Raw genomic sequence first — 10,928 nt, 5'->3', positions numbered from 1 at the left:
TGTGTGGGGGCCTTTCTGGGGGGGGGGGGGGGGGGGGGGGGGGCCCCGGCCCCCCCGCCACGTCTGTTCACCGGGCCTGGGTGCCCAGGGGGCCGGGGTACAGATACTTCCGTGGCGGGATCACCGTGCCGTCCACCCACGCCGCGAAGAAGCCCTTGAGGTCCTTGCCCGAGACCTTCGCCGCCAGCGCCTCGAACTGCCGGAACGAGGCGTTGCCGTACGCGTGCTCGCGGGTCCAGGTCCGCAGCGTCCGGAAGAACGCCTCGTCGCCCACCGTGCGGCGCAGGGCGTGCAGCATCAGCGAGCCCTTGAAGTACAGGGCCTGGTCCAGCTCCCGGCCCGGTCCCGGGTCGTAGAGCCTGACGGACCAGAACGACGGGTCGTCGGCGTACTCCTCCACCTCGGACCGGTAGTAGTCCCGGTCCAGGTCGGCGCCCTTGTGCTCCTCCCACAACTGCCCCGCGTACTGGGCGAAGCACTCGGCTGTGCAGCCGTCCCGCCAGTCCTTGAACGAGACGCTGTCACCGAACCACTGGTGGGTGTTCTCGTGGACCATCGAGGCGTCGAAGAGCGTGGCGCCGTAGGTGGGGCGGCTCTGTGTCTCCAGGGCGAGGGGGCCGTCGGAAGGTCCTTCGGCGGCCCCGACGACGATGGCGCCCGCGGAGGAGAACGGGTACGGGCCGAACTTCGCGGCCAGGAAGTCCAGGATCTCCGTCTGCTGGGCCTCCGCCTCGGCGTCGATGACGGCATCCGGGCTGTATGCCGTGATGACCGGTGTCCCGGCGGCGGTCCGGCCGCGGTGGACGGTGAACCGGTCGATGGCGACCGTGCTGAGGTAGGTGGCCATCGGCCGGTTCTCGAACCAGCGGAAGGTCCTGCTGCCGTCCTTGACGCTTTCCGGGCCGGGCAGGCCGTTGCCGATGGCCGTCCAGCCGTCGGGGACCGTCGCCGTGAGGGCGAAGGTGGCCTTGTCGGACGGGTGGTCGTTGGCGGGGTACCAGGAGGTCGCGGAGTGCGGTTCGCCCGCCACGTTCGCGCCACCGGTCCGCAGCGTGTGCCAGCCCTCGGGGTCGGGCCGGCCCGCGTACTTCACCCGGGTCCTGAAGGTGGCGCCTCTGGCCACCGGGCGGGCCGGGGTGATGACCAGTTCATGGGCGCCGGAACGGGAGACCGCCTTCGCCGGGACGCCGTCGACCTCTACCGATGCGACGGTGAAGCCCTTGAGGTCCAGGCCGAACCGGTCCAGACGGGTCAGGGCGCGGGCGGTGACGGTGGTGTCGCCGTCGAGCCGGTCGGTGTGCGCCGGGTCGTAGGCGATGCGGACGTCGTAGTGGGAGACGTCGTAGCCGGAATTGCCGTCGTCGGGGAAGTACGGGTCGCCGAGACCGGGGCCGCCGATGGCGGCCGAGGCGGGGACGGTGGCCAGCACGGAGCCGCTCACGACCGCGGCCACCAGGGCGGCAACGGTCCTGCGGCGTCGGTTCAGGAGTTTGTACATGTCTCGTTCCTGGGGGTGGCGGTCAGTGCCGGGGTGTGGTGGCGGCGAGCTTCCACAGCACGCCGACGAGGGCTTCGGTGCTGGTCCGTTCCGTCTCCGGATCCACGTTGGAGAGGTCGTCGCACGCCTCGTGGATGCAGTCCGAGATGCCGGTGCTGAAGCCGGAGGACGGGATGCCCGCGTTGCCGAACGACTCGTGGTCCGAGCCGCCGACGCCGATGTCGAAGGTGGGGATGGACCGCTCGGCGAACCATGCCTCGAACGCCTGCCGGGCCTCCGTCTCACCGTGCTCGTCGTCGTGGATCACGAGCCACTGCCGGGTGTTCCTGCTGCCCGCCTGATCGAAGTTGAGGTAGACGTCGATCCTGCGGCGCTCGGCCGCGGAGAGCTTCCTGACGTACTCCGCCGAGCCGATCAGCCCCGGCTCCTCGGCGCCCCACCACGCGAACCGCAGGTGCCGCTCGGGCTTCAGGCCGGACCTGGCCACCTGGAGCGCGGTGGCCAGGACCGCGGCCGACCCCGAGCCGTTGTCGTTGATCCCCGGGCCCTCCTTCACGCTGTCGAGGTGGGCGCCGGTCATCAGCACATGGTCCGGGTCACCGCCCGGCCAGTCGGCGACCAGATTGTTGCCCGCCGCGCCGTCGTGGGTGAAGGGGACCAGCTTCGTACGGAATCCGGCCCGGTCCAGGGCGCGTTTCACGTACGCCACCGACTCCGCGTACCCCTTCGTGCCGTGCGCGCGGTTGCCGCCGTTGCGGTCCGCGATGCGCTGGAGGGCGCGCAGGTGGGGCATGACCTGCTGCTCGGAGACGGTGGGGGCGGTAGGGACCGTGGGGGACCGGGTGTCCGCGGTGGCGGCGGGGACCGCGGACAGGGTCAGGGACACCCCGAGAACCGCGGCCGCCAGCCGGGGAAGGCTCCTGCGTGACGTCATACGCACCCTTTCGAGACGGTCCGGACGGTCAGGACGGGGCGCTCGCCCCGCCGGCCCGGACGTCGGCCAGGCTGGTCGGCCGGTGTCAGAAAGTTGTCGTGAAGTTGTCGGGAAGCGGTAGCACTTCGCCAGGGCGGCGCGGCACGGCCACCACATCGGCGTCCCGGGGGCCGACAGCCGTCGGCCATTGTCCAGAGCTGTGCGTATTGCACATACTGGCGGCCTACGGGGACCGAGCACGTTTACGGGGAGAGACATGACCGAGAGCACCGGCCGGGCGGGCACCGACGGACAGGGCGGCACCGCAGTCGCCGAGGAACCGGCAGGCGGCCCCATGGTCCGGGTCGAGGACCTGCACCGTTCGTACGGCTCCGGCGCCGGAGCCGTGCACGCGCTGCGCGGGGTGTCCTTCGAGGTGCCGCGCGGCGAGCTGGTCGCGCTCAAGGGCCGGTCGGGCTCGGGCAAGACGACCCTCCTCAACCTGCTCGGCGGGCTCGACAGCCCCGACGGCGGCCGGATCACCGTCGACGGCACGGACCTCGCCGAGCTGGGCGAGGACGGACTCCTGGAACTGCGCAGGGACCGCATCGGCTTCATCTTCCAGTCGTTCGGCCTGATCCCGATCCTGACCGCGGCGGAGAACGTCGGCGTGCCCCTGCGGCTGCGCAAGGCGGACCCGCGCGAGCGCGAGGACCGGGTGGCGCTGCTGCTCTCCCTGGTCGGCCTGGCGGATCACGCCGCCCAGCGCCCCGGCGAGCTGTCCGGGGGCCAGCAGCAGCGCGTCGCCATCGCCCGCGCCCTCGCCAACCGGCCCGCCCTGCTGATCGCGGACGAGCCGACCGGACAGCTCGACGCGGAGACCGGGCTCGCCGTGATGGAGCTGCTGCGCGCGGTGGTACGCGGCGAGGGCGTCACCGCGCTGGTGGCGACGCACGACACCCAGCTGCTGGGGCTGGCGGACCGGGTACTGGAACTGAGCGACGGGCACATCGTCGAGCACGCGTAGGGCGGCGGGACCGCGGGAGCCTTCCGGGGGCGCCCGCGGACCGTCCGCGGCGTCAGAATCCTGTCAATACGGTCCCCGGCTCCACCCGCCGTGCCATGTGCCGACAATCTGCGAGGTAGCTTCGAAGCGGCTGCCGCATCGGACGCAGCCGGGTTCAAGAGAAGACAATGGGGCCATGGCACGCGGCAAGCTTCGGATCTACCTGGGTGCGGCACCCGGCGTCGGCAAGACCTACGCGATGCTCTCCGAGGCCCATCGGCGCGTGGAGCGCGGCACCGACTGCGTCGTCGCCTTCGTGGAGCACCACGACCGGCCGCGCACCGAGGTCATGCTGCACGGTCTCGAACAGGTCCGGCGCCGCGAGATCGAGTACCGCTCCGCCGTCTTCACCGAGATGGACGTCGACGCGGTCCTGGAGCGCGCCCCCGCCGTCGCCCTGGTGGATGAACTGGCACACACCAATGTGCCGGGCTCCCGCAACGCCAAACGCTGGCAGGACGTCGAGGAACTCCTCCAGGCCGGCATCGACGTGGTGTCCACCGTCAACATCCAGCACCTGGAGTCGCTCGGTGACGTCGTCGAGGCGATAACCGGTGTGCGACAGCGCGAGACCGTCCCCGACGAGGTCGTACGCCGGGCCGATCAGCTCGAACTGGTCGACATGTCGCCACAGGCGCTGCGCCGCCGGATGGCCCACGGCAACATCTACAAGCCGGACCGGATCGACGCCTCGCTGTCCAACTACTTCCGCCCCGGCAACCTGACCGCCCTGCGCGAGCTGGCCCTGCTCTGGGTCGCCGACCGGGTCGACGAATACCTCCAGCAGTACCGCGGCGAGCACAACATCCGCACCACCTGGCAGGCCCGCGAACGCATCGTCGTCGGACTCACCGGCGGCCCCGAGGGCCGTACGCTCATCCGCCGCGCGTCCCGGATGGCGGCCAAGGGCTCGGGCAGCGAGATCCTCGCCGTCTACATAGCCCGCAGCGACGGGCTGACCTCGGCCTCCCCCAAGGAACTCACCGTCCAGCGCACCCTCGTGGAGGACCTGGGCGGCACGTTCCACCACGTCATCGGCGACGACATCCCCTCCGCGCTCCTCGAATTCGCCCGTGGGGTGAACGCCACGCAGATCGTCCTCGGCTCCAGCCGCCGCAAGGCCTGGCAGTACATCTACGGCCCCGGGGTGGGCGCCACAGTCGCCCGGGAGTCCGGGCCCGACCTCGACGTCCACATCGTCACTCACGAAGAGGTCGCCAAGGGGCGCGGTCTGCCCATCGCCCGCGGTGCCCGGCTGGGCCGGGTCCGGATCATCTGGGGCTGGCTGGTCGGGGTGGGCGGCCCGGCCCTCCTCACGCTGATCCTGAGCGGCCTGGGCAACGGCCCCGGGCTCGCCAACGACGTACTGCTCTTCCTCTTCATGACGGTCGCCGCGGCCCTGCTCGGCGGACTGCTGCCCGCCCTCGCGTCGGCCGCCGCCGGCTCACTGCTGCTGAACTACTGGTTCACCCCGCCCACCCACACCCTGACGGTGCAGGACCCGGAGAACTTCGTCGCCATCGTGATCTTCTTCGCGGTGGCGGTCTCGGTCGCCTCGGTCGTCGATCTGGCGGCCCGCCGCACCCATCAGGCGGCCCGGCTGCGCGCCGAGTCGGAGATCCTCTCCTTCCTGGCCGGCAGCGTGCTGCGCGGCGAGACGACGCTGGACGCGCTCCTGGACCGGGTCCGCGAGACCTTCGGCATGGAGTCCGTCGCCCTGCTGGAACGCGCGAGCGACGTCGACCCGTGGACGTGTGCCGGGAGCGTCGGGCCGGGTCCGGTGGCCCGGCCGGAGGACGCCGATGTGGACATGCCCGTCGGCGACCACATGGCGCTGGCCCTCTCCGGCCGGGTGCTGCCCGCCGAGGACCGCCGGGTGCTCGGCGCGTTCGCCGCGCAGGCCGCCGTCGTGCTGGAGCGGCAGCGCCTGGTCGGCGAGGCGGAGGCGGCCCGGCGGCTCGCCGAGGGCAACCGGATCAGGACGGCGCTGCTCGCCGCCGTCAGCCACGACCTGCGTACCCCGCTCGCCGCCATCAAGGCCGCCGTCAGCTCGCTGCGCTCCGACGACGTCGCCTGGTCCGACGAGGACCAGGCCGAACTCCTGGAGGGCATCGAGAACGGCGCCGACCGCCTCGACCACCTGGTGGGCAACCTCCTGGACATGTCCAGGCTCCAGACCGGCACCGTCACCCCGCTGATCCGCGAGATCGACCTCGACGAGGTGGTCCCGATGGCGCTCGGCGGTGTCCCCGAGGACAGCGTCGACCTGGACATCCCCGAGACCCTGCCGATGGTCGAGGTCGACCCCGGGCTGCTGGAGCGGGCCGTCGCCAACATCGTCGAGAACGCCGTGAAGTACAGCCGCTACGCGGAGCGCGTCACGGTGGCCGCCAGCGCACTCGGCGAACGCGTCGAGCTACGGGTGGCCGACCGCGGCCCCGGCGTCCCCGACGACGCCAAGGAGCGCATCTTCGAGCCCTTCCAGCGCTACGGCGACGCCCCGCGCGGCGCCGGCGTCGGACTGGGCCTCGCCGTGGCCCGCGGCTTCGTGGAGTCCATGGGCGGCACGCTGGACGCCGAGGACACCCCCGGCGGCGGCCTCACCATGGTGCTGACGCTCAAGGCGGCGCCGGGGTACGTTCCGGTCAGCCCCGACCTGCCCGCGCGGGTCACCTCATGAACCGGGCGCAACGCCCGACCACATGGATCACCTCATGATCTCCGGTACGTCCCGGGAGATCGCCGTACAGCAGAAAGGCAGGGCCCCCATGACCCGGGTGCTTGTGGTCGACGACGAGCCGCAGATCGTACGCGCCCTCGTGATCAACCTGAAGGCGCGCAAGTACGAGGTGGACGCGGCGCCCGACGGCGCCACCGCCCTCCAGCTCGCCGCCGCCCGTCACCCCGACGTGGTCGTCCTCGACCTCGGGCTGCCGGACATGGACGGCGTCGAGGTGATCAAGGGGCTGCGCGGCTGGACCCGGGTGCCGATCCTCGTCCTCTCCGCCCGCCACACCTCCGACGAGAAGGTGGAGGCCCTGGACGCCGGCGCCGACGACTACGTCACCAAGCCGTTCGGCATGGACGAGCTGCTGGCCCGGCTGCGCGCCTCGGTCCGGCGTGCCGAACCCGTCGGGCAGCAGGGCTCCGACGACGTCGTGATCGTCGAGACGGAGGGGTTCACCGTCGACCTGGCGGCGAAGAAGGTCCACCGCGAGGGGCGCGACGTACGGCTCACCCCCACCGAGTGGCATCTGCTGGAGGTCCTGGTCCGCAACAGCGGCCGGCTGGTCAGCCAGAAGCAGCTGCTCCAGGAGGTCTGGGGGCCCTCGTACGGCACCGAGACCAACTATCTGCGGGTCTACATGGCCCAGCTGCGGCGCAAGCTGGAGGCCGACCCCTCGCACCCCCGGCACTTCGTCACCGAACCGGGCATGGGGTACCGCTTCGAGCGCGGCTGAACGGGCAGCGGGGCAGACGGACGCCAGGGCGGCCGGCCCCACCACCGCGGTCTGTGAGGGTGGCCGGGCCGTCTTGCGGGGCCTGCGCCCGGTCACCCGTTCGAGTGAGAGCGGAGACACCCGCCCGGAGCAGCCGGGACCGGTACCCTTCGGGTATGAGTGCTGTTCCTCGATCCGACAAGTCCGGCAAGGCGGAAAAGCCGTCGGGCCGCTTCCGGCGGATGCTCGACCGGCTGTCCACCTCGCAGGAGGATCTTGAGTCCGAGGAGCTCCAGGAGGACTCGCAGGCCTCGGGCTGCACACGGATCTCCGAATGCACCGACCGCCAGATCGTGAAGGTGACTGGTACCTTGCGGACCGTCACCCTGCGGCCGCGCGCCGGAGTGCCCGCGCTGGAGGCCGAGCTCTTCGACGGCACCGCTCCGCTGGACGTCGTCTGGCTGGGCCGGCGCTCCATCGTGGGCATAGAACCGGGACGCAAGCTCATCGCCTCGGGCCGGATCGCCATGAGCCACGGGCGCCGGGTGCTGTTCAACCCCAAATACGAACTCCGACCGCTCGGCAAGGAGTAGCCGGTGACGTCTCTCGACAAGCCGACGTCCGACACGGACCGCACCACCCGCACCGATCAGGAGGCGACCGACGCGAAGGCGGTCACCGAGGCCGCGCTCTTCGAGGCGTTCGGCGGTGTCCGGGGCATGGTGGAGACCGTCGTGCCCGGGCTGCTGTTCGTCACCATCTTCACGATCAACAAGGATCTGCACAGCTCGGCCATCGCGGCCCTGGCGATGTCCCTGATCCTCGTCGTCGTGCGGCTGATCCGGAAGGACACCGTCAAGCACGCCTTCAGCGGCGTCTTCGGTGTGGCCTTCGGCGTGGTCTTCGCGATGATGACGGGCAACGCCAAGGACTTCTATCTGCCGGGCATGCTCTACACGCTCGGCCTGGCCCTCGCCTACCTGATCACCACCCTTGCCGGGGTGCCGCTGATCGGTCTGATCCTGGGGCCGGTGTTCAAGGAGAACCTCTCCTGGCGCACCAGGAACCCGGGCCGCAAGAAGGCGTACGCCAAGGCCAGCTACGCCTGGGGCCTGATCCTGCTCGCCAAGTGCGCGATCCTCTTCCCGCTGTACTGGTGGGCCGACACCACGCAGTTCGGCTGGGTCCTGGTCGCCCTGAAGATCCCCCCGTTCCTGCTCGCGGTCTATCTGACCTGGGTCTTCCTCGCCAAGGCGCCGCCGCCCATCGACGTCTTCGCCGAGATGGAGGCCGAGGAGCAGGCGGAGAAGGACCGCAAGGCGGCCGAGGCCGCCGCAGCCGCCGCGGCGCGCAACCAGGAGTTCTGAGGCGTAGCAGGCAGTCGCTCCGAAACCTACGGGGAGGGGCCCGGACCGTGTCACACGGTCCGGGCCCCTCCCCGTACGTACGCCCTGTCCGTCAGTCGTCCGAGTCGCCCCGGCGCACCGACAGCAGGTCCTCCAACTGCTCCTCGCGAGCCTGCGCGGCCACGAACAGCAGCTCGTCGCCGGCCTCCAGGGTCTCCTCGGTGTTCGGCGTCAGAACCCGCTGCCCGCGGATGATGGTGACCAGCGAGGTGTCCTCGGGCCAGGCCACCTCGCCGACCTGGGTGCCGGCCAGCGCCGACTCCGGGGGCAGCGTCAGCTCGACCAGGTTGGCGTCGCCGTGGCTGAAGCGCAGCAGCCGGACCAGATCGCCGACGCTCACCGCCTCCTCGACCAGGGCCGACATCAGACGCGGCGTCGAGACCGCCACGTCGACGCCCCAGGCCTCGTTGAACAACCACTCGTTCTTCGGGTTGTTGACCCGGGCGACGACCCTCGGCACGCCGTACTCCGTCTTGGCGAGCAGCGAGACGACCAGGTTCACCTTGTCGTCGCCGGTCGCGGCGATCACGACGTTGCAGCGCTGCAGCGCCGCCTCGTCGAGCGAGGTGATCTCGCAGGCGTCCGCCAGCAGCCACTCGGCCATCGGCACCCGCTCCACCGAGATGGCGGTCGGCGCCTTGTCGACGAGCAGCACCTCGTGCCCGTTCTCCAGCAGCTCGCCCGCGATGGAACGGCCCACCGCACCGGCCCCGGCAATCGCGACACGCATCAGTGACCGCCCTCCTCAGGACCCTCGGCGAAGGCCGCCTCGACCTTCGCGATCTCGTCCGTACGCATCATCACGTGGACCAGGTCGCCCTCCTGCAGCACCGTCTGCGAGGTGGGCAGTATGGCTTCGCCCAGCCGGGTGAGGAACGCCACGCGGACGCCCGTCTCCTCCTGCAGCGTGCTGATCTTGTGGCCGATCCAGGACGGCGTGGTGTGCACCTCCGCGAGCTGCACACCGCCGCTCGGATCCCGCCACAGCGGCTCGGCGCCGGAAGGCAGCAGCCGCCGCAGCATCTGGTCCGCGGTCCAGCGCACGGTGGCGACCGTGGGGATGCCGAGGCGCTGGTAGACCTCGGCACGCCGGGGGTCGTAGATCCGCGCCGCGACATTCTCGATGCCGAACATCTCGCGGGCCACCCGGGCGGCGATGATGTTCGAGTTGTCGCCGCTGCTCACCGCGGCGAACGCACCGGCTTCCTCGATCCCCGCCTCGCGGAGGGTGTCCTGGTCGAAGCCGACACCCGTGACGCGCCGTCCGCCGAATCCGGACCCGAGACGGCGGAACGCCGTCGGGTCCTGGTCGACGACGGCGACCGTGTGCCCCTGCTGCTCCAGGGTCTGCGCGAGAGCGGCTCCTACTCGCCCGCAGCCCATGATGACGATGTGCACCTTGCGCCTACCTCGCAGTCCTGGTCGTCCGGCTGACCTGCGAAAACACCCTGCTCACACTTCTTTCTCAGCTTGCCGGGCAAACAACGGGGCAACGGTGTGTCCCGTTGCCCAGGATGAGCTTATGCGGCCCGGAGTGCGAAGCCTCATCCGAGTGGGCCTTCGCCGTGCCCCGCGCGGAGGGCGGCCGGGACCGCCGATCGCGGCCGCTGACGGACGAACCCATGAGGCGACCCTTGAGTACGGAGCACACAGACATCTAACATGTCAGTTCATGGAGACCCTGCGCCCCGTCCGGCGGACCCTGCTGCGGGACACCGCCTACGAAGCGATCCGCGACGCCATCGTCCGCGGTGACATCCCGCCCGGTGCCCCCGTCCGCGACGCCGACCTCGCCGACCGCCTCGGGCTCTCCCGGGCCCCGGTCCGCGACGCGCTGTCCCGGCTCGCCGGGGAGGGCCTCGTCGAGTCCAAGCCACAGAGCTACACCCGGGTGACCCGGCTGGTTCCGGGCGACGTCCGGGACGCGGCGGCTGTCGTACGAGCCATGCAGGAACTGGCCGCCAGGACCGCCGTACCCCACCTCACGGACGCGGACATCACCGTGATGCGCGCGGCCAACGAACGGTTCCGGAAGGCGACCGGCCGTGGCGACGTGGCGGAGGCGCTGCGCGCCGACGACCGGCTCCACGACGTACTCGTCGCCGCCTGCGGCAACGGGGCCGTGGCCGCCACCGTCGAGCGCTACACGCCGTTGATCCGGCGCCTGGAGTGGCGGCAGTTCGGTACGGCCGGCTCCGCACACGGCTCCGCGGAGCTGCACGAGCGGCTGATCGAGGCGTGCGCGGCGCGTGACGCCGAGGCGGCGGTCGGGATCACCGCCGAGATCTGGCGGGCGCTCGAAGAGCTGGCCGACGAACCGGCCGAGCAGGAGCCGGCCGAGCAGGAACCGGCCGGGCAGGAGCCGGCCGGGCAGGAGCCGGCCGAGTGGAAACCGGCCGGGCAGAAACCGGCCGAGCAGAAACCGGCCGGGCAGGAGCCGGCCGGGCAGGAGCCGGCCGAGTAGAAACCGGCCGAGCAGGAACCGGCCGGGCAGGAGCCGATCGAGCAGGAGCCGATCGAGCAGGAACCGGCCGGGCAGTCCGGCGGGCGGCCCGAATGGCCCGCCACTCCGTCTCGTCCCGCCCTGCCCCGCCCCACCCCCACC

General features: G+C 71.4%; 10 protein-coding genes. 6 read left to right on the top strand and 4 right to left on the bottom strand.

Going from position 1 to position 10,928, the window contains the following annotated elements:
* Positions 1 to 67: 67 nt before the first annotated feature.
* Positions 68 to 1,498, bottom strand: a complete 1,431-nt coding sequence (locus ACFVH0_RS12985) for a M1 family metallopeptidase (RefSeq protein WP_385819614.1) — start codon at positions 1,496 to 1,498, stop codon at positions 68 to 70.
* A 22-nt stretch (positions 1,499 to 1,520) separates the two neighbouring features.
* Complete coding sequence (locus ACFVH0_RS12980; RefSeq protein WP_385819613.1) at positions 1,521 to 2,432, bottom strand: M20/M25/M40 family metallo-hydrolase; 912 nt, start codon at positions 2,430 to 2,432, stop codon at positions 1,521 to 1,523.
* A 256-nt stretch (positions 2,433 to 2,688) separates the two neighbouring features.
* Here ACFVH0_RS12980 and ACFVH0_RS12975 point away from each other — a divergent pair, with 256 nt between their 5' ends.
* The 5 genes from ACFVH0_RS12975 (at position 2,689) to ACFVH0_RS12955 (ending at position 8,284) form a co-directional block, all read left to right on the top strand.
* Positions 2,689 to 3,438 carry an ABC transporter ATP-binding protein gene (locus ACFVH0_RS12975; RefSeq protein WP_385819612.1) on the top strand — a complete coding sequence of 250 codons (750 nt, stop codon included), beginning with the start codon at positions 2,689 to 2,691 and terminating at the stop codon, positions 3,436 to 3,438.
* Positions 3,439 to 3,613: 175 nt separating this feature from the next.
* A complete protein-coding gene (locus ACFVH0_RS12970; protein ID WP_385819611.1) occupies positions 3,614 to 6,157 on the top strand; it encodes an ATP-binding protein in 2,544 nt (847 codons plus the stop codon).
* A gap of 88 nt (positions 6,158 to 6,245) precedes the next feature.
* Positions 6,246 to 6,938, top strand: coding sequence for a response regulator (locus ACFVH0_RS12965; protein ID WP_385819617.1), 693 nt, complete (start codon positions 6,246 to 6,248; stop codon positions 6,936 to 6,938).
* Positions 6,939 to 7,093: 155 nt separating this feature from the next.
* Positions 7,094 to 7,510 carry an OB-fold nucleic acid binding domain-containing protein gene (locus ACFVH0_RS12960; RefSeq protein ID WP_164495335.1) on the top strand — a complete coding sequence of 139 codons (417 nt, stop codon included), beginning with the start codon at positions 7,094 to 7,096 and terminating at the stop codon, positions 7,508 to 7,510.
* 3 nt (positions 7,511 to 7,513) lie between these two features.
* Positions 7,514 to 8,284: a DUF3159 domain-containing protein gene (locus ACFVH0_RS12955; RefSeq protein WP_385819610.1), complete on the top strand. Its 771-nt coding sequence runs from the start codon at positions 7,514 to 7,516 to the stop codon at positions 8,282 to 8,284.
* A gap of 91 nt (positions 8,285 to 8,375) precedes the next feature.
* On the opposite strand, the gene ACFVH0_RS12950 is transcribed toward ACFVH0_RS12955, so the two are convergent.
* Together ACFVH0_RS12950 and ACFVH0_RS12945 are read right to left on the bottom strand one after the other, a co-directional pair.
* Entirely contained in the window at positions 8,376 to 9,053 is a 678-nt protein-coding gene (locus ACFVH0_RS12950) for a TrkA family potassium uptake protein (RefSeq protein ID WP_266729246.1), read from the bottom strand.
* On the bottom strand, positions 9,053 to 9,721 hold the full coding sequence (locus ACFVH0_RS12945; RefSeq protein WP_124721011.1) for a TrkA family potassium uptake protein: 669 nt from the start codon (positions 9,719 to 9,721) through the stop codon (positions 9,053 to 9,055). The genes ACFVH0_RS12950 and ACFVH0_RS12945 overlap by 1 nt, the downstream gene beginning before the upstream one ends.
* A 274-nt stretch (positions 9,722 to 9,995) precedes the next feature.
* Between ACFVH0_RS12945 and ACFVH0_RS12940 the strand changes: the two genes are divergently transcribed.
* The gene (locus tag ACFVH0_RS12940; RefSeq protein ID WP_385819609.1) at positions 9,996 to 10,787 is read left to right on the top strand and encodes a GntR family transcriptional regulator; all 792 of its coding nucleotides are present in this window, start codon (positions 9,996 to 9,998) and stop codon (positions 10,785 to 10,787) included.
* Positions 10,788 to 10,928 lie beyond the last annotated feature (141 nt).

Origin of the sequence: Streptomyces sp. NPDC127117 (assembly GCF_042677325.1) — a bacterium.
Taxonomy (GTDB): domain Bacteria; phylum Actinomycetota; class Actinomycetes; order Streptomycetales; family Streptomycetaceae; genus Streptomyces.
This window is presented reverse-complemented; position numbering and strand designations above follow the sequence as displayed.